Source organism: Ensifer sp. (assembly GCF_035999135.1).
In the GTDB taxonomy this organism is placed as follows: domain Bacteria; phylum Pseudomonadota; class Alphaproteobacteria; order Rhizobiales; family Rhizobiaceae; genus Ensifer.
The window spans coordinates 128,062-146,823 of the sequence record NZ_DASYGZ010000148.1 but is presented as its reverse complement, the minus strand read 5'-3'; the positions used below and the strand labels follow the sequence as shown (position 1 = coordinate 146,823).

The following is an 18,762-nucleotide window of genomic DNA, read 5'->3' as shown; positions in this document are numbered from 1 at the left end:
TTGCCCGTCCGTTTGCCAATCGACGGTGTGCCCGACCTTTTCCAGTCGCCGGCTGATTGCCTCCCCGACATCCCTCGTGTCCTCCACCAGAAAGATGCGCATGGGCAAGCAGTGACATGGAAGATTTCGCCGATCAACCCGACGGATCTAACCGCAACCGTGACAGCATGGTGACAGGTTCGGGGAGGAAAGAGGGCAACCTGACCGCGACAACGGGAGATGCGGCCAGGGTCTGGAGGACCATCATCGCAAGGGCATTTTCAGGCGGCAGCGCAGGCGCTCCGTCGATGCTTCGCGACGCCCCCACGACCTTGGATGTCTCGGTTGGGGAGCGGCAGCACATCTGCCGGGAACAGACACATCATGGACGACGGGAGAGAGACCATGACCAAGAGAATTCTGACGCTGATTGCAGCCGGTTGCCTGGCCGCCATTGCCACGCCTGCAGGCGCCGAGCCGTCGAAACCCGAGTGCCTCGCCGGCGCCAAGCCCGGCGGCGGCTTCGACCTGACCTGCCGCTTTGCCGCCAATGCGCTGCTCGAAGCCAAGCTCATTTCCAAGCCGATGGCCGTCACCTACATGGAAGGCGGCGTCGGGGCCGTCGCCTACAACCACGTCGTCGGCAAGCGCGCCAGCGACCGCAACCTGATCACGGCGGCGTCCTCGGGCTCGGCCCTCCTGATCGCCCAGGGCAAATTCGGCCAGTATGACGAAACAGCGGTGCGCTGGCTCGGCGCGCTCGGCGCCGACTACGGCGTGCTCGTCGTTGCCGCCGATTCCCCCTACAAGACCCTTGGTGAGCTGATCGCTGCCTACAAGGCGAGCCCGACCGATTTCTCGGTCGCCGGCGGCGGCGCCGTCGGCTCGCAGGACTGGATGAAGGGGTCGCTGCTCGCAAAGGCCGCCGGCCAGGAGCCGAAAGAAATGCGCTACGTCGCCCTTGAAGGCGGCGGCGCCGTGCTGACGGCGCTCGAAGGCGGCCACGTCAAGGTCGGCGCGGGCGATGCGGCGGAAATGTCCAAGCATCATGCGGCCGGCAAGGTCCGCGTTCTGGCAGTCATGGCGCCCGACCGCCTGCCGGGCGAACTTGCCGATGTGCCGACCGCCAAGGAACAGGGCGTCGATATCGAATGGCCCGTCTGGCGCGGCTACTATGTCGGCAAGGACGTCTCGGACGCCGATTACAAATGGTGGGCCGACGCCTTCGCCAAGCTCGTTACGACCCCGGAATTCCTGAAGGAGCGCGAAGCGCGCGGCCTCTACGAATACACCCAGGTGGGCGACGCCTTCGACCAGCAGGTCAAGGCGGACGTGGCGCGCTTCAAGATCATCGCCAAGGACGCCGGCATGTAAGAGCCGGTTGCGGAGCGGGATGATATCCTGCTCCGCATACTTGCCACCATTTTACGGGCTCTCGCTGCTGGTCGCCTCATTCGGCCGCTCTAAAGGCCCGTTCCCCGCGGCGACGCGAACATCGGGAAAAGAACCATGTCAGAAACCACAACCTCCTCCAGCCGTATCGGCCAGATCGGCGGGCTCTTGATGCTCGTCCTCGCGATTGCCTATGGCATCGGCGGCAGCCGGATCGAATATGCCTTCTCCTCGGACCCCCTTGGACCGCGCGTCGTGCCGGTCTTGCTCGCAATCATTCTCGCCGTGCTTTGCATCTTCCACCTGCGCAAGCCCGGTATGACGGAGGCCTTTCCGAACGGGCAGCTTCTGGCAAAGATCATCGCCGTACCGCTGCTGCTCCTCGCATCCGCCCTGTTGCTGGAACCCGCCGGCTTCGTCGCTTCGATCTTCCTCTTGACGCTTGGCGTCGGCTGGATCTTCGGCGCGCCGCTGCGGCTCGCGCTCGTTGGCGCCGTTGGACAGGCCGCCCTCTGGTGGTTCGTTTTCGCCTATCTGCTCGATGTCTATCTGCCCGTCGGCCGGCTGTTTGGCTGACCGAACGGGAAGGGAGTGAAATCAATGAATCTCGATTATCTCTGGAACGGCTTTACCGTCGCACTGACGATGCAGAACCTTTTGATCGGCCTCGCCGGCTGCTTCATCGGCACCCTCGTCGGCGCCCTGCCGGCCATCGGCCCGATCAATGGCATCGCCCTGCTTCTGCCGATCGCCTATACGATGGGCCTGCCGGCCGAAAGCACCATGATCCTGCTCGCCGCCGTCTATTGCGGCGCGGAGTATGGCGGCCGCATTTCCTCGATCCTCCTCAACGTGCCGGGCGACGCCGGCGCCGTGATGACGGCGCTCGACGGCAATCCGATGGCACGCCAGGGCCGTGCCGGCGAGGCGCTGATGCTCTCCGGCCTGTCTTCCTTCGTCGGCGGCGTGCTGGGTGCGGTCGGTCTCGCGCTGTTTGCTCCGCTGCTTGCGGGCCTTGCCATCGGCTTCGGCCCGGCGGAATACTTCGTGCTGATGGTCTTCGCCTTCGCCACGCTCGGCTCCATGGTTGGCAGCCAGCCGGTAAAGACACTGATCGGCTGCACGCTCGGGCTGATGCTCGCGACCGTCGGCCTCGACGCCACCTCGGGCGCCTATCGCTTTACCTTCAACGAGCCGGAGCTTGGCGACGGAATCGAATTCGTCGTCCTCGTCATCGGCCTGTTCTCGGTTTCCGAAGCGCTGCTAATCCTCGAGCACCAGGCAAGCGGCGTCACCGTCATCCGCAATCTCGGCCGCATGACCGCCCGTCTGGACGACATCAGAAAATCGGTCGGCGCGACGCTGCGCGGTTCGGTCATCGGCTTCATCGTCGGCGTGCTTCCCGGCACGGGCGCATCGGTTTCGAGCGCCGTGTCCTACACCACGGAAAAGCGTATCTCCGACACCGAGGGTACTTTCGGCAAGGGCGACGTGCGTGGGCTTGCAGCACCGGAGGCGGCCAACAACGCGACGGCCTGCGGAGCCTTCGTGCCGATGCTGACGCTCGGCGTGCCGGGATCGGGCACCACCGCCGTCATGCTCGGCGCGCTGATGCTTTACAACATCCAGCCGGGCCCGATGTTGATCACCGAGCGGCCGGAAGTGGTCGGCGGCCTCGTCGCCTCGCTGTTCGTCGGCAATTTCCTGCTGCTGCTCCTCAACCTGCCGCTCGTCAACATCTTTGCCCGGGTGCTGACGGTACCGAACTGGCTCCTGGTTCCCGGCATCCTCGTGCTCTCGATCGTCGGCGTCTATTCAACCCATGCCTCGATATTCTCGATCCTGTTGATGCTTGCCATCGGCATGATCGGCTGGCTGCTTCGAAAGGCCGGCTTCGACATGGCGCCGATCATCCTCGGCTTCGTGCTTGGGCATGTCATGGAGGTGAACCTGCGCAATGCGCTGGCGATCAGTGGCGGCGACGTCTCGATCCTGTTCCAGAGCACGATCTCGATCATTCTTTGGATCCTTGCGGCGGCCATGGCACTGATGCCGCTGGTCCTTGGCTGGAAACGGACGCGAGCGGCGAAAACCGTTCAAGCGAGCTGATCCCACGCCTCCCTGGCGACGGCTTCGACAGCGGCGTGCGAGCCCTCGCACGCCGCTGTCGCCGTTTCAAACGATATGTAGACATTAAATCCATTATGGACATTTACGTATTGCGGTGATTTAAGGTCAGCATGCAACGCGAGAAAAGACCGTGACGCCCGAACTCCGCCCGCACATCCCCGTCTGCGACGCCATCGCCCTTTTGTTCCAGCCCTATGCCGAGGTCGTCCTGCACGACCTTGCAACTGAAACCGTCGTCCATATCGCCGGCAACTTCTCCAAACGCGAGATCGGCGAGCCTTCGCTGCTGAGCGAAATCGGCTTCAAGGATGCGGATGGGGTCATCGGTCCCTATGAGAAGGTCAACTGGGACGGCCGCTCGATCAAATCGATCAGCGCCGTACTGCGCGACGCCGCCGGCAAGGCGATCGGCGTTCTCTGCATCAATGCCGACGTCTCCGACTTTCACGCCGCACTGAGGACGCTCAACGCACTCGTCCGCGTGCCAGCAAGCGGCGACAAGCCTGAGAGCCTGTTCAAGGAGGATTGGCACGAACGCGTCAACGAATACGTGCAGCAATGGACGGTGGCGCGCGGGCTGACGGTCTCGACCATGAGCCGGGGTGACAAGCAGGCGCTGGTGATTGCCCTTTCCACAAACGGCGCCTTCGGCGGCAAGAACGCCGCTTCCTACATCTCCCGTATCCTCGGCATGGGCCGGGCGACGGTCTACAAGTATCTGAGCCAGGGGAGCGAACAATGATTGTCGTCGACCGCGAAACGCTCGCATCCCTGCCCCTGCTGACGCTTGCCGCACCAGCCATTCGCGATGCCTATATTGCCGTCTCAGATGGCCGCGCCAACCTGCCGCCGGTCGGCTACCTGGCGCTTCCCGGGCGCAACGCCGACTGTCACGTCAAGTATGGTTACATCGAGGGCGACCCGATCTTCGTCGTCAAGATCGCCTCCGGCTTCTACGACAACCCAACAAGGGGGCTACCATCCAGCAACGGCATGATGGTCGCGGTCTCCGCCGAGACCGGAGCGGTGGTCGGGGTGCTCGACGACAAGGGGTTGCTGACCGATTTGCGCACGGGGATTGGCGGCGCCATCGCGACCATGGCGCTGTGGCGGAGCGATGCCCAGAGGATCGGGATCGTCGGCACAGGCACGCAGGCGCGCATTCAGATCCGGGCGCTCGCCGCGCTCTCGGATCGCCCGTTGCAGTTCAGCGTCTGGGGGCGGTCAGCGGACAAGGCGGCCGCAGTGGTGGCGGACGTTGCGGACCTCGATCTTTCGATCGAGACCACGGATGATCTCGAAGCGCTGTGTCGCCACTCCGATGCGATCGTTACGACGACACCGTCGAGGGCGCCGCTGATCCGCTCCGACTGGATCGCACCGGGTACCCACATCACCGCCATGGGTGCCGACGCGCCGGGCAAGCAGGAGCTCGATGTGGCGCTCGTCGCCCGCGCCGACCGGCTCGTCGTCGATCTTGCGGGGCAATGCCTCGACCACGGCGAATTCGCTGCGGCCACACAGGTCGGATTGATCGACGAAGGCCGTTGCAATGCCCTTGGAGCCGTTATTTCCGGTGCGGCGCAAGGCCGACGCGGCGATCAGGACATCACCATCGCCGATCTGACCGGGATAGCGACGCAGGATATCGCCATCGCCCGCACCGCGCTTGAAGCGCTCGGCCTGCTCTGAGCCGAGGAAGGAACAGAACCATGAACCAGGACGTGCTCGAAACTGCCGCCCAGTCCGTAAGGGCGCGTCAGCGCATTCGCCCGTTCATCTATGAAACGCCGCTCGTCCCGTCGCGCGTCATCGGGCGGCAGACATCGTCGACCGTGCTGTTCAAGGCGGAAAACCTGCAACTGACCGGCTCGTTCAAAATCCGGGGCGCGGCCAGCAAGATGACGTCGCTGCCCAGGGATCAGCGGGTCATTACCGCCTCGTCCGGCAATCACGGCATTGGCGCTGCCCATGCGGCAAGCGCGATCGGCCAGAAGCTGACCGTGGTCCTGCCAGAGATCGTCAAACCGGTGAAACTGGCACGCATCCGCTCCTATGGCGTCGACGTCATTCTCCATGGCGCGGAAGCAGGGCTTGCCGAGCGGCACGCGCAAAGGCTCGCCGTCGAAGAAAGGCTCATTTATGTGTCGCCCTACAATGATGCCGACATCATCGCCGGACAGGCGACCATCGCGCTCGAACTCATCGAACAGGCCGAACGTATCGACAATGTCTTTATTGCCATGGGCGGCGGTGGACTGATCAGCGGCATCGGTTCGGTGCTGAAGAGTTTCAGCCCGCACACCCGCGTCATGGGCGTCTCGGCCGCGAACTCGGCGGCCCTCGCCGCATCGATGAAGGCGGGCCGCGTCGTCGAAACCGAGCACCTGGACACGCTTGCCGAGGCCGTCGCCGGCGGTCTCGACGAGGACAGCCTGACACTGGGGCTGGCGATGACTGTGATCGATGGGGTCGTGACCTGCACCGAAGCAGAAATCGACGCGGCGATGCGCGACCTGCTGCTCGATGAACACATGCTGGTGGAAGGGGCTGCAGCACTTGCACTTGCCGGCTTCCGCCAGGTCGCCGGAAAATGCGTGGGCCAGACCAATGTCATCGTGCTCTGCGGCGGCAATGTCGATGGCGCCGCGGTGCTGTCGAAACTGGTTACAGGCTGACCCGCTCGACGTAGTAGCGCGGGATCTTCACCCGGTCGCGGTCACGATAGAAGTCGATGCAGAAATCGACGAAGGCCTTGAAGCGCTTCGACACGTGCCGGCGGCGCGAGTAGATGAGGTTGATCGCCGTCTGCGGCGAGCGCCAATTGGATAGCACCGGCTCGAGCAGGCCGGCCTGCCGCTCGGTCTCGACGAAGAAATCAGGCAGATAGGCGATGCCCTCGCCGGCAACGGCGAAATACTTGATCGTCCAGTAGTCGTTGGTGGTGCAGGTGGACGTCGGCAAAAGGTCGACTTCGTCCTCTCCCGGCTGTGTCAGATACCAGGACTGTAGCCGAGTCGGCTGGCGAAAGACGAGGCCGCGATGGCCGGCAAGCGCGTCCGGGTTTTCCGGCTGGCCATGGCGCGCGATGTATTGGGGGCTCGCAAACAGGCCATAGGAAGAGACCGAAAGCCTGCGGCTGATGTAGTCGACATCCGATGGTTCGCCCCAGTGGAAGATGCCGTCGAGCGCCTGCTCGGTGACGTCGGAAAACGGCTGGCGGGAGGTGAGAAAGACGACGTCGAGTGCGACCTGCGGATATTGCTGGCGAAAGGCGTAGAGCAGCTCCGACGTGATCGTCGTGCCGAACTCGCCCGTCGACCCAACCCGCAGCGTACCCGCCACCTCCTGGCGCATTTCGGCCATGGCGGTCGCTGCATCGTCGCAGTTCGACTGGATGAGGCGCGCGTAACGCAGGAATTCCGCGCCTGCATCGGTCACGTGCAACTGATGACCCTCGCGCACGAAGAGCTCGATGCCGAACTCATCCTCCAATTGCCGGATTTTGTGGCTGAGCGTCGATTTCGGCAGGCGATGACGACGCGAAGCCGCTGAAATCGAACGGCAATCGGCAACCTTCACGAAACAGTCGATGAGCGAGAGATCCATATTTCGTCCAAAATCTTGGATGATATGTCCATAGATTAGCCTGTTTCGGCCCATTGTGTAAACGGTTGGGAATTGGGAATATTCACTGGAGCTAAGGGAGAAGAGGTTCCAGTGAGCGATATCAGAGAATTCATTCGCGCCGCGTCCGGCACCGGCGGCAAGGCAACACTGGCGATCCGCGGCGGTCGGCTGATCAACGTCGTGTCGGAAGAGATCTACCAGGCCGACGTCGCCATCTATGGCGAACGCATCATCGCCGTCGGCGATATCGCCGACTATATCGGCCCCGACACCAAAATCGTCGAGGCCACCGGCAAGTATCTTGCACCCGGCATGATCGACGGCCACCTGCATGTCGAATGCTCGAAGATGTCGCTGACGAGCTTCGCCAAGGCCGTCGTGCCGCTCGGCACGACCTCGATCGTCACCGGCCTCGACCAGATCATTGTCGTCGGCGGTCCGGCGGCGGCGCGCGAATTCCTTGACGAAGCAAAGCAGACGCCGCTCAAGGTCTTCTGGGGCGCGCCCTGCAAGACGCCCTACACCATGCCGCGCTCGACCGTCGGCCACTATTTCAGCCCCGCGGACCACCAGGCGACGCATCACTGGCCGGAATGCGTCGGCATCTGGGAGACGGTGCGCGAATTCATCCAGGAAGAAGACGCCGACGTGCTGGCGGCGTTGGAACTCGCCGAAAAGAGCCGTCTGCCGGTGCTCGGCTGCTGCCCGATGACGCGCGGCGCGCGGCTGAACGGCTACCAGCAGTCGGGCGTGCGCGCCGATCATGAAAGCTATACGCCGGAAGAAATGCTCGAGAAGCTGCGCGCCGGCATGCATGTGGTCGTGCGCGAATCCTCGATCTCGCACTTCCTTTCCGACAACCTGCGCATCGTCACGGAAATGGGCGTCAAGGCGCTCCGCCGCATCAGCTTCTGCACCGACGACGTGGTGGCGAGCGACATCCTGAAGCGTGGCCATCTCGACAACATGGTGCGCATGGCGATCGCCATGGGCATTTCGCCGATGGCCGCAATCCAGATGGCGACGATCAACGGCGCCGATGCGCTCAGGATCGACGACAAGGTCGGCTCGATCTCGCCCGGCCGCGCAGCCGACATCCTGCTCATCGACGACCTCAGGAATTTCAACATCGAAACCGTCGTCGCCAAGGGCGAGGTGGTCGCCCGCGATGGCAAGATGGCGATCGAACTGACGCCGCCCGAGCGCAGCGTCGCCCTCCTCAACTCGGTCAAGGTGAAACCGCTCCAGCCCGGCGACCTGAAGGTCGCCTACGATGGGGCGGGCGATACGGCCGAGGCCATGGCGATCGCCGTCACGCCGGAGAAGATCTTCGTGCGCACCCGCCGTGACGTCACCCTTGCCGCCAAGGACGGCCAGGTGTTCGCCGATCCCGCCAAGGACGTGCAGTATGTCACCGTCGTCGAGCGCTACGGCAAGACAAGCAACCGCCCGGTCGCCTTCACCTCCGGCTTCGGCCTCAAGGAAGGCGCGATCGCCAGCTCCACCGCGCCTGATGACAACAACATCATCTGCATCGGCGCCGATCTTGAGGACATGCGCGTCGCCATCAACCACCTGATCGCCAACAATGGCGGCCAGGTGGTGGTGCGGAACGGCAAGGTCGAAGCCTTCCTGCATCTGCCGATCGGCGGCATCGTCTCCGACATCGAGCCGGCAGAGATGGCGGCGCTGGAAGATGAGCTCGACGATGCGGCCCGCGCGCTCGGATGCCCGCTGCCCTGGCCCTTCATGTACATGTTCGTGTTGCAGATCACGGCGATCCCAGAATATGCGATCACCGACCTTGGCGTTGTCGATTGCGTCGGGCTGAAGGTGATCTCGCCGTTCTCGCCCGCAAGCGGAGACGAGCGTGCCGAAGCCGCGGAGTAAGATCTGAAGGAGGGGGCCGGTCATGCCGGCCCCCTCCGCCATTTCAAAAAAGGGGAACAAAATGAACATTCAGGACAAGACCGTGAAGGCGGCACCGAGCTCGGGGGGATCCTGGCTCCACGACCTTCTCGACCGCTACTTCCAGATCTCGCGCTTCGGCTCGACCGTGCGCACCGAAATCCTTGCGGGGCTGACGACCTTCCTCGCCGCCTCTTACGTCATCGTCGTCAACCCGTCGATCCTTGCGCATGCAGGCATTCCGTTCTCCGCAGGCGTGACGGCGACGGTACTCGTCAGCTTCATCGGCAGCTGCGCCATGGGGCTTTACGCGCGCAGCCCCATCCTGGTGGCACCCGGCATGGGCATCAACGCGCTCTTTGCCTACACCATGGTGGTCGGCGCCAAGGTGCCGCTCGAGGTCGCGCTTGGCTGCGTCTTCTGGGCCGGCGTGCTCTTTACCGTCATGGCCTTCTTCAACCTGCGCCAGACGATCATCGAGGCAATCCCGGTCGATCTGCGCTATGGCATTGCCTGCGGCATCGGCCTGTTCATTGCCTTGATCGGCCTGGAAAACGCCAAATTCATCGTCGCCAACCCCGACACCATCGTCGGCCTGACCCAGTTCAACCCTGTCACCCTCACCTTCATCGCCGGCTTCGTGCTGACGGTCGCCCTGGTGGTGAGGCGCGTTCCGGGCGCCATGATGGCCGGCATGATCTTGACCACCATTCTCTCGATCCCGATCGGCCGCTGGTGGGGCGATGGCAGCGCCTTCTGGCCGGAGACGCCCGACGTGCACACGCTGGTCAACTGGAGCGGCATCTCGGCAGCACCCGATTTCAGCTTCGTCGGCCAGATCGACCTTATCGGCGCGCTGAACCTGATCTACCTGCCGTTCATCTTCGTCTTCCTGTTCACCAACTTCATCGAGGCGCTCTCGACCTTCCTCGGCCTTGCGGAAGCCGCCGACCTCAAGGACGAGACCGGCATGCCGCGCAACATCAAGGAATCGATGCATGTCGATGCGATCGCAGCCCTGATCTCGGCCCCGCTCGGCACAAGCCCGGCGACCGTCTATCTCGAATCCGGCGCCGGCATTCAGCAGGGCGGCCGCACCGGCCTCGTCGCACTGGTTGCGGGCCTGCTGTTCCTACCCTTCCTGTTCCTGTCGCCGCTGCTGTCGCTGGTGCCGGCGGTTGCCACAGCACCGGTGCTGATCCTGACCGGCCTCTTCATGTCCGAGCCGATCAGCAACATCCGCTGGAGCGCGCTCGACGAGGCGATCCCGGCGTTCCTCGCGATCGTGTTGATCCCGCTCACCTTCTCGATCACGCTCGGCCTGTCGCTTTCAATCATCGCCTATGTGCTGATCAAGCTGGTCTGCGGCCGGGCGCGCGATGTAAGACCGGTCATGTGGTTCGTGGCACTGCTCGCCGCAGCGCTCGTCGCCCAGACTCAGTAAACGTCCCGGCGCCCTCGTTCCATCGTTTGAAACGGGGGCACCGACGCTGCCTCATCCGAAGGAAACAAACATGCTTCAATCCTGGTCGAGAACCGCACCCGAACTGGTCGACGTCGCCATGGGCCGCAAGCCGGCCGATCTGGTGATCCGCAACGGCAAGTGGGTCAACGTCTATTCCGGCGAGATCATTCCCGGCACCGATATCGCCGTCAAAGCCGGCCGCTTCGCCTATGTCGGCCCGGACGCGAGCCACACGATCGGCGCGGACACCAAGGTCGTCGATGCGGGCGGCCGCTATCTCGTGCCCGGCCTTTGCGACGCGCATATGCATGTCGAAAGCGGTCTCGTCACCGTCACCGAATTTGCCCGCGCGGTGATCCCGCACGGCACCACCACCATGTTCATCGACCCGCACGAGATCGCCAACGTGCTCGGCCTTGATGGCGTCAGGCTGATGAACGAGGAAGCGCAGGGCCTGCCGATCAACGTGCGCGTCCAGGTGCCGAGCTGCGTGCCGAGCGCGCCGGGGCTCGAGACAGCCGGCGCCGAGCTTTCGGCGCATGACGTCGCCGAGGCTTTGAGCTGGCCGAACGTCATCGGTCTTGGCGAGATGATGAATTTTCCGGGCGTGGCCGGCAACGACCCGAAAATGATGGCCGAGATCGCGGCCACCCAGGACGCCCGGCTGACCGTGGGCGGGCACTATGCCTCGCCGCATCTCGGCCGCGAGTTCCATGCCTATGCCGCCGGCGGCCCGGCCGACGACCACGAGGGCACGACCGCCGAAGACGCGATCGCCCGCGTGCGCCAGGGCATGCGCGCCATGCTGCGCCTCGGCTCGGCCTGGTTCGATGTGGCCGCGCAGGTCAAGGCGATCACCGAATCCGGTCTCGACCCGCGCAATTTCTTGCTTTGCACCGACGACAGCCATTCCGGCACGCTGGTTCATGAGGGTCACATGAACCGCGTTGTCCGCCACGCGATCGCGCAAGGACTAAAGCCGATCACGGCCATCCAGATGGCAACGCTCAACACCGCCCAGCATTTCGGCCTGGAGCGCGAAATCGGCTCCATCGCACCCGGTCGTCGGGCGGACATGATCGTGACCTCGGATCTCGCGAGCCTGCCGATCGAGATGGTCTTTGCCCGCGGCGAACTGATGGCCGAAGGCGGCACGCTCGTTCGCGAGATCCCGGCCTATGTCTACCCGGAAAGCGCCCGCAACACGGTCCATCTCGGTCGGGTGCTTGCAGGCAGGGATTTTGACATCCCGTCGAATGCGCGGGCGACGCGAGCACGCGTCAACGTGATCGGCGTCGTCGAAAACCAGGCGCCGACGCGGGCGCTTGAGGCCGAGGTCGCGATCGAGAACGGTCTCGTGCAGATGGACCGCAACAACGACATCTGCCAGATCGCGCTCGTCGAACGCCACCGCGGCACCGGCGACGTCGTCAATGCTTTCGTCTCTGGCTTCGGCTACGACAGCGATTGCGCGATCGCCAGCACCGTGGCGCACGACAGCCACCACATGATCGTCGTCGGCACCAGCAAGACCGACATGGCGTTAGCCGCCAACCGCCTGCAGGAGGTCGGCGGCGGCATCGTCGTCATCAAGGAGGGCAGCGAACTGGCGCTCGTCGAACTGCCGGTCGCCGGTCTGATGTCGGATCAACGCGCCGAGATCGTCGCCGAGAAGGCTGCCGCCATCGTCGAGGCGATGCGCGCCTGCGGCTGCCGGCTGAACAACGCCTATATGCAGCACTCGCTGCTGGCGCTTGTCGTCATCCCGGAACTGCGGATTTCGGACAAGGGCCTGATCGATGTCCGCACGTTCCAGAAGACCGATGTGGTGTTGAGCACGCGCTAGGCATGCCGTGAGTCGGCCGCCGGCAGACGGCGGCCGCTCGTTTTCGTCCCTTTCGGTGCGCCGGTTCGTGCCGCAGGGTTCGACGCGGGAGGCGATACGCCTGCGATCCCCGGAAATCTCCGCCTATGGTTAATCAATGCCTAAGCGGAAACAATCGTCCCGATTGTCCGGCCCGATGGTGACCCGACCTGCCCTTTCAGAAACGCAATTGACGCCAAGATCCGTTGAACAGCATCGTCCCACATTGAAACAGGGCGACCGATCGCCTCGTCACGCCCCGAACGGGGCTGCTCCAAATTGCATGCAATGATGGCAAATGATACAAGAAGGAGCTTATATACAACCGTGTAGGGCAAAGGGTACCGCATCACGTTCCCGACGCTTCAATGCGAGGTTTCCACAGGCTATATCCGACGCTCGGGCAACGGCATTGACCCGGACAAGCTGCGCGATAGCTTTGGTGAAGGACGAGACGGACCGGTGGGCAGCACGAGCGGGCGCCCCTGGAACCAGATCGAAACAGAAAGGCAAAGGCACGCATGCCGGATACTGATGCATCCTTGTCTGCTTCAGCTTCAGTGCAAGATCCCGTCGCGGCACACCCGGACGAAGTTCTTTCGTTCTATGACGAAGCCTTTCACCTGACCAGCGCCTCGTCCGCGCTGCAGGAGACCTATGAGGTCGGCACGCTGGTCGACGCGACGCTCTGGCACCTCTATCCCGAACTGCTTGCGCCTGTATCCAAGGCAACGGTCGAGGCCGTGGTCGCAAACGGCGTTCCGCGCAGTGTCGAAGTCATCGACGCGGCCACAAAGTCACGACGCACGCTGCTCGTCTTTCGCGCCATGCGCGGCATCGGGGTACTCGAAACCAGCGGACGCTCGACCCGCCGCGAGGTCGGCAGCCACGGCGAGAGCGAGCGCGCGCTTCTGCTCCACCAGGCGACCCACGACGTGCTGACGGGGCTGCCCAACAGGCGGCAATTCAGCGACGACCTGCAAAACATCCTGCCGACTCCCGGCGAAAAGCTGGCGCTGATGCAGATCGACCTCGACGATTTCAAGCCGGTCAACGATACGCTCGGCCACGGCGCCGGCGACGCCGTCCTGAAAATGGCGGCCGAACGCATCCGCGGCGCACTGCGCGACGGCGAGGTCGCCTATCGCCTGGCCGGCGACGAGTTCGCGGTGATCCAGCGCCACAGCGACCAGCCGTCCGACGCCGAATACCTCGCCGAAGCCTTGGTCCAGGCGTTCCAGGAACCCTTCACCATCGACGGCATCACGGTCTTCGTCGGCGCCAGCATCGGTATCGCCATTGCCCCGCACGATGGCAACGAGATCGAGCAGCTGATGAAGGCGGCCGACATCGCCCTCTACGCCGCCAAGAAGGACGGCCGAGGCCGGGCGAAAACCTTCAGCCGCTCCATGCTGATCGTGTTGGAACAGCGCGAGATGTTGCGGCGAAGCCTGCGCACGGCGCTTCAGGACCGGCAGTTTTCCATCGAGTACCAGCCGCTGGTCGAGCCGCCGTTTTCGATCGTCGGCTTCGAGGCGCTTGTGCGCTGGCATCATCCGCTGGTCGGCACGATACCGCCCAATGTCTTCATTCCGATGGCCGAGGCCGACGGCCTCATGAACGAGATCGGTCAATGGGTGCTGGAAGAAGCCTGCCGGCAGGCTGCCACCTGGCCGTCGCACTTCACCGTCGCCGTCAACCTCTCGCCGGCGGAGTTCCTGAAGGAGGGCCTGACGGACCGGATCGCCCAGGCGCTCGACATGGCGGGCCTGAGAGCCGACCGGCTCGAGCTTGAAGTCACCGAATCAGTGCTTCTCGAACGCACGACAAACAATCTGGATACGCTGAACACCCTCAATGTGCTCGGCATCCAGATTTCACTCGACGACTTCGGCACGTTTTATTCCTCGCTCAGCTACCTCAAGAACTTCCCCTTCGATACGATCAAGATCGATCGCTATTTCATCAAGGACCTGGAGAACGACGAGAAGAGCCAGACGATCGTTCGATCGATCATCGGACTGGCGCATGGTCTCGGCATGCGCGTGACCGCCGAAGGCGTGGAAACGGTGGGTCAGGCGGTCTGGCTGCGCAAGGAGGGATGCGACCGGTTGCAGGGCTACTTCCTCGGCATGCCGATGCCGGCAGACGCGATCGGCGCCTACCTTCGGCGTTCGTCGGCGATGGCAACGTTGTAGCTTCACATCTGTGCGTTGCGCGACAGCGCTCGCAGCGCAAAACCTGGGTTGTCCGGTGCGAAATCCCGGGATTGCGTCGTTAGAAATCATTATAGAAAGTGCCTTATGGCCGTGGCAGAGTTCGGCGTGCGGAGGACAATGCGGCATGGGTGCAAGCGTCATTGAAACCACGGAAGCGGCTTTCGAGCCCTTGCTTCAGTTCGATATGGAGATGGAGACATTCCTATCGGACTGGCACCATTGCGACCATGTCTCGAGCTATCTTGCCCGGATGATCAGCCACAATCGGACCGATCCGGTCCGTCACTCGAACTTCTTCTCGTCCGCCCTCAACGAGCTTCTGGAAGTGTCCTTCCGCGGCGGCACCACCGATGGCAAGATGGGCGTGTCGATCTATCGCCAGGGGGCGACCGAGCGTGTCCAGCTGAGTTTCCCGTGCCCCCCGGGCCAGGCGCGCTACTATCGCGAGGCCGTTTCCAAGACCCGTGACAGCGACGCCCAGGCCCGTTATCTCGACGCCATTTCCAACGACCTCGCCCCGAGCAGGGAGTCGGTTCTCCTCGACCTCGCCGTCAATTATGACGCGCGGCTGCGGCTCGACGAAGCCGCGGCGCCAGCCATCATGCTGATCGTGGACCTGCCGCTCGAAGGGATGGTCAGTTGATCGCCGCGAGCCTTCCGCAACGCTTCAAAGTCGCATTCGACCCGAACAGCCAGATCTTTTCCCTCGCGGGCACGATCCGGCCGCGGTCGATCGACGAGATCGCCGAAAGCATCCATGCGCTGCGTGACGCGATCGACGCGGTGAAGGGCGTTCTCTACATCGACGTGAAGCGCCTGATCCAGATGAACAACACGGCCTTCCAGGCCTTTATCCGGGTCGCACTCGACGCCTGCCGCGAGCGATCGGACTTGAGGCTGATCATCATCACCTCGAGCGTCGTCGGGTGGACGACGCGCATGTTCCGGCACCTGAGCACGATCGAGCCGCAGATCTCCGTCGAGGTCTACGATTCGATGTTCTACCCGGGACAAAGCTTCGTCGAGGATACGAGCTTCATTCCGATCCTTAGAACCCAGACCAAAATGACCTGGCGCCATGAGCGCGATATTCTGCCGCGACACGGCATGCGGCCGGGCATCGCCATGGCCGATATCTGCTGCGGCATCGGCGACTTTGCGGTTCTCGTCCAGAAAGAATTCGAGCCGGGGCGCATCGTCGCTCTCGATCACTCACGCGCGAGCCTCGCCTATGCGCGCAAGGTCGCCTCCGACTTCGGCGTGACTGGCATCGAATACACCTTCGGCGATGCCTCCGAGATGCTGATCGAGGACAATCAGTTCGATTTCGTCACCTGCCGCCACTCGCTGCAGATCTTCAACCATCCGGAACTGCTGTTGAAGGAGCTCTTCCGGATCTGCAAACCGGGCGGTCGCGTCTACATCACGAACGAGAAGAATTCGCACTGCCTCGGCGAGCCCCGCGCCAACAGCATTCAGTGGACCTACACCGAAGTCGCCAAGCTGTTCAGCCATTTCGAAATGGACGTCGAGCTTGGGCCGAAAAGCCGGCGTTATCTCGCCGATGCCGGTTTCGACGATATCTTGGTCGAATCCTTCATGGTCACCAATCTCGACGGCGACCCGCAGGATTTTGCCGACATGATCGCCGCCTGGGAAAACGTCTATGCCGGTGAGATGGCAGTGAAACGCGGCGATTCGCCCGAGTTCATCGAGCGCTTTCGCCAGGGCTTCCGCGACCACATCTTCGCGGCACTTCACCCGAAGGGTTACGCCGGCTGGCCGATCTGGGCGGCGTCTGGACGGAAGCCGGTATGAGCGCTGTGGAGGAACAACGCCCCCGCTTCGGTTTGAGATCGTTTCGCGCCAAATTCGTGCTGGTGGTTGGCGGAGCCGTGCTCTTCGACCTTTTGGTCACCGGCGGGCTTGCGCTTTGGAACGTGCAGCGGCTGTCGCGCGATGCTGCGACCGAAGTCGGCCAGGGCCTGCAGAAGGCCAACCAGGACTACATGCGATCCTACGCGGAATCGACGGTCGCCCGCGTCAATCTTCTGATCGGCCAGGTCCATACCGACGTCGGTACACTCGCAGGCGTGCTTCAGGGCCAGATCGACAACCCGACGCGCGACGCCGAAGTCGGCGGAGCCATGGCGCGCGCTGCCCCGGGCGCGATCTCCGTCACCTACGACGCCAAGGGCGGCTGGGCGCAGAACCTTCCCGGCTCCCCCTCGGTCGTCAGCGTCTGGGGATATCTGCTCGGAGCGGACCATCGCCCCTTGCCGGATGTCCAGGCCGACATCGAAAACAGCGCGGTGCTCGATCTCGTTGCGCCGAGTTTGCTGGCAAGCGGCCGCTCCAAGCTGCAGATGTATTATATCGGCCCGCGCGAACGGCCGATTTTCCGCACGGCCCCCTATACCGAGCAGGCGCAGACTTTCGACCGCCTCTACCCGGGTCACAACGAGGCGGAATTCTGGACGTTCTTCTTCCCCGGCATCTATGAATCCTGGCAGGAATGGGCCCAGAACCCGGGTCATCGACCGGTTCCGAACGACACGACCCAGACCGCACCCTATACCGATGCCATCACCGGCAAGCTGATCGTCAGCTTCTTCCAGCCGCTCTGGTCGAAGGATCGCAAGACCGTTGCCGGCGCTGCGGGTGCCGATATCACCCTCGACCAGCTGGCCGAGGTGGTCGAAAGCGTCAAGGTCGGCGACAGCGGCTTCGGCTTCCTGGCGATGTCGGACGGCAACGTGCTCGCCATCAATCCCGTCGGCGAAAAGGTCATCGGCCTGCAACGCTCGAGCGACACCGGTGGCCAGGGCGTTACCGGGCTCGAGCGCTCGCTGCGCCGCAGCGTGCAGCCCGCGATCGCCGGACTGCAGCTTAGCGGCGACGGCGCCGTTCAGCGCGTGCTGCTTGACGAAGTCGGCGAGAAGGTCCCTTACCTCATCTTGTCGAAGCAGCTGGAGCCGGAAAACTTCTGGGTGTCGGGACCGGTGCGCCGGGAGACCATGGCAATCGGTATCGTCGTGCCGGAGCGCGAGATCTATGCGTCGCTGTTTGCGGCGCAGGCCGGTATTTCCGAGGCCACCAACCGCATCCTGATCTACCAGATCCTGGCCCTGCTCGCCTCGCTGCTGTTCGTGACGCTGGCCGTGATCGGCATTTCCAAGCGCGTGACCCGCGGCATCAGTTCGCTTGCCGGCGCTGCGACCCGCATCGAGGCCAAGGACTATTCCGTCCGGGTACCGATCACGACTCGCGACGAGGTGGGGGAAGCAGGCATCGCCTTCAACCGCATGGCGGAAGAGATCAGCTATCACACCGAGAACCTCGAAAACCTGGTGACCGAGCGCACCAAGCAGCTCGAAGACGCCAATCAGCAGATTTCAACGCTGAACACGCAGTTGCGCAGCGAGAACCTGCGCCTCGGCGCCGAACTTGCCGTCGCCAAGCAGATCCAGATGATGGTGCTGCCCAAGGCCGGCGAGCTTGCCGAGATCGCCGATCTCGAAATTGCCGCCTATATGCGACCGGCCGACGAGGTCGGTGGCGACTACTACGACGTGCTTCGCGACGGCGAACGGCTGAAAATCGGCATCGGCGACGTGACGGGCCACGGGCTTGAAAGCGGCGTCTTGATGCTGATGGTTCAGTCGGTTGCCCGCGCGCTGCAGGAAGCGGGCGAGATGGACCCGCACGAATTCCTCAATCGCCTCAACCGGGCGATCTACAAGAACATCGTGCGCACCAATACGGACAAGCATCTTTCGCTCGCCTTCCTCGATTTCGAAGGCGACCGGCTGACGCTTTCGGGGCAGCACGAGGAACTGATCATCGTGCGCAAGGGCGCCGAAGTGGAGCGGATCGACACCCTCGACCTCGGCCTGCCGATCGGGCTCGAATCCGATATTTCGCGCTTCGTTGCGACGCGGGAAATTTCCTTTGGCCACGGCGACATGATCGTGCTGCACACGGACGGTGTGACGGAAGCAGTGAACGCCAAGGGCGAACTGTTCGGCATTGAGCGGCTATGCGAAAGCGCCGGGAAGTTCTACGGACAGAGCGCCGAAGACGTCAAATCGGGCATCATCGAAGATCTGATGGCGCATATCGGCAAGCAGAAGATATATGACGACATCACGCTCGTCGTCATGAGACACAGGTGA

14 protein-coding genes are annotated in these 18,762 nt (G+C 63.3%); 13 read left to right on the top strand and 1 reads right to left on the bottom strand.

What is annotated here, in order from left to right:
* Positions 1–384 precede the first annotated feature (384 nt).
* The 6 genes from VGO12_RS20000 to VGO12_RS19975 all read left to right on the top strand — a co-directional run bounded on the left by VGO12_RS20000 (position 385) and on the right by VGO12_RS19975 (position 6,179).
* The gene (locus VGO12_RS20000) at positions 385–1,353 is read left to right on the top strand and encodes a Bug family tripartite tricarboxylate transporter substrate binding protein (protein ID WP_327514506.1); all 969 of its coding nucleotides are present in this window, start codon (positions 385–387) and stop codon (positions 1,351–1,353) included.
* A 135-nt stretch (positions 1,354–1,488) separates the two neighbouring features.
* A complete protein-coding gene (locus VGO12_RS19995) occupies positions 1,489–1,947 on the top strand; it encodes a tripartite tricarboxylate transporter TctB family protein (protein WP_327514505.1) in 459 nt (152 codons plus the stop codon).
* Positions 1,948–1,971: 24 nt separating this feature from the next.
* The gene (locus tag VGO12_RS19990) at positions 1,972–3,480 is read left to right on the top strand and encodes a tripartite tricarboxylate transporter permease (RefSeq protein ID WP_327514504.1); all 1,509 of its coding nucleotides are present in this window, start codon (positions 1,972–1,974) and stop codon (positions 3,478–3,480) included.
* A gap of 151 nt (positions 3,481–3,631) precedes the next feature.
* Complete coding sequence (locus tag VGO12_RS19985; RefSeq protein WP_327514503.1) at positions 3,632–4,243, top strand: helix-turn-helix transcriptional regulator; 612 nt, start codon at positions 3,632–3,634, stop codon at positions 4,241–4,243.
* Positions 4,240–5,193 carry an ornithine cyclodeaminase family protein gene (locus VGO12_RS19980; protein ID WP_327514502.1) on the top strand — a complete coding sequence of 318 codons (954 nt, stop codon included), beginning with the start codon at positions 4,240–4,242 and terminating at the stop codon, positions 5,191–5,193. The genes VGO12_RS19985 and VGO12_RS19980 overlap by 4 nt, the downstream gene beginning before the upstream one ends.
* 20 nt (positions 5,194–5,213) lie before the next feature.
* A complete protein-coding gene (locus VGO12_RS19975; RefSeq protein ID WP_327514501.1) occupies positions 5,214–6,179 on the top strand; it encodes a pyridoxal-phosphate dependent enzyme in 966 nt (321 codons plus the stop codon).
* Here the strand turns inward: VGO12_RS19975 and VGO12_RS19970 are convergent.
* Positions 6,169–7,110 carry a LysR family transcriptional regulator gene (locus tag VGO12_RS19970; RefSeq protein WP_327514500.1) on the bottom strand — a complete coding sequence of 314 codons (942 nt, stop codon included), beginning with the start codon at positions 7,108–7,110 and terminating at the stop codon, positions 6,169–6,171. The two genes, VGO12_RS19975 and VGO12_RS19970, sit on opposite strands and share 11 nt — an antisense overlap.
* Before the next feature lie 111 nt (positions 7,111–7,221).
* Here VGO12_RS19970 and VGO12_RS19965 point away from each other — a divergent pair, with 111 nt between their 5' ends.
* The 7 genes from VGO12_RS19965 (at position 7,222) to VGO12_RS19935 (ending at position 18,762) form a co-directional block, all read left to right on the top strand.
* A complete protein-coding gene (locus tag VGO12_RS19965) occupies positions 7,222–9,021 on the top strand; it encodes an adenine deaminase (protein WP_327514499.1) in 1,800 nt (599 codons plus the stop codon).
* A 61-nt stretch (positions 9,022–9,082) separates the two neighbouring features.
* Positions 9,083–10,483: an NCS2 family permease gene (locus tag VGO12_RS19960; RefSeq protein WP_327514498.1), complete on the top strand. Its 1,401-nt coding sequence runs from the start codon at positions 9,083–9,085 to the stop codon at positions 10,481–10,483.
* Between the two features lie 70 nt (positions 10,484–10,553).
* Positions 10,554–12,350, top strand: coding sequence for an adenine deaminase (gene ade, locus VGO12_RS19955; RefSeq protein ID WP_327514497.1), 1,797 nt, complete (start codon positions 10,554–10,556; stop codon positions 12,348–12,350).
* Positions 12,351–12,889: 539 nt separating this feature from the next.
* Positions 12,890–14,566 carry a putative bifunctional diguanylate cyclase/phosphodiesterase gene (locus VGO12_RS19950; RefSeq protein ID WP_327514496.1) on the top strand — a complete coding sequence of 559 codons (1,677 nt, stop codon included), beginning with the start codon at positions 12,890–12,892 and terminating at the stop codon, positions 14,564–14,566.
* Between the two features lie 145 nt (positions 14,567–14,711).
* The gene (locus tag VGO12_RS19945; RefSeq protein WP_327514495.1) at positions 14,712–15,230 is read left to right on the top strand and encodes a ubiquinone biosynthesis methyltransferase UbiE; all 519 of its coding nucleotides are present in this window, start codon (positions 14,712–14,714) and stop codon (positions 15,228–15,230) included.
* Positions 15,227–16,405: a class I SAM-dependent methyltransferase gene (locus VGO12_RS19940; protein ID WP_327514494.1), complete on the top strand. Its 1,179-nt coding sequence runs from the start codon at positions 15,227–15,229 to the stop codon at positions 16,403–16,405. Before VGO12_RS19945 ends, VGO12_RS19940 begins: the two co-directional genes overlap by 4 nt.
* Positions 16,402–18,762 (top strand): SpoIIE family protein phosphatase, encoded by a 2,361-nt coding sequence (locus VGO12_RS19935; RefSeq protein WP_327514493.1) that lies wholly within the window; start codon positions 16,402–16,404, stop codon positions 18,760–18,762. Before VGO12_RS19940 ends, VGO12_RS19935 begins: the two co-directional genes overlap by 4 nt.

Bases quoted from the DNA above. Each gene is read 5' to 3' on its own strand.
- ade (WP_327514497.1), top strand. From the start codon at position 10,554: ATGCTTCAATCCTGGTCGAGAACCGCACCCGAACTGGTCGACGTCGCC.
- VGO12_RS19945 (WP_327514495.1), top strand. From the start codon at position 14,712: ATGGGTGCAAGCGTCATTGAAACCACGGAAGCGGCTTTCGAGCCCTTG.
- VGO12_RS19990 (WP_327514504.1), top strand. From the start codon at position 1,972: ATGAATCTCGATTATCTCTGGAACGGCTTTACCGTCGCACTGACGATG.
- VGO12_RS19995 (WP_327514505.1), top strand. From the start codon at position 1,489: ATGTCAGAAACCACAACCTCCTCCAGCCGTATCGGCCAGATCGGCGGG.
- VGO12_RS19960 (WP_327514498.1), top strand. From the start codon at position 9,083: ATGAACATTCAGGACAAGACCGTGAAGGCGGCACCGAGCTCGGGGGGA.
- VGO12_RS19980 (WP_327514502.1), top strand. From the start codon at position 4,240: ATGATTGTCGTCGACCGCGAAACGCTCGCATCCCTGCCCCTGCTGACG.
- VGO12_RS19935 (WP_327514493.1), top strand. From the start codon at position 16,402: ATGAGCGCTGTGGAGGAACAACGCCCCCGCTTCGGTTTGAGATCGTTT.
- VGO12_RS19970 (WP_327514500.1), bottom strand. From the start codon at position 7,110: ATGGATCTCTCGCTCATCGACTGTTTCGTGAAGGTTGCCGATTGCCGT.
- VGO12_RS19975 (WP_327514501.1), top strand. From the start codon at position 5,214: ATGAACCAGGACGTGCTCGAAACTGCCGCCCAGTCCGTAAGGGCGCGT.
- VGO12_RS19950 (WP_327514496.1), top strand. From the start codon at position 12,890: ATGCCGGATACTGATGCATCCTTGTCTGCTTCAGCTTCAGTGCAAGAT.
- VGO12_RS20000 (WP_327514506.1), top strand. From the start codon at position 385: ATGACCAAGAGAATTCTGACGCTGATTGCAGCCGGTTGCCTGGCCGCC.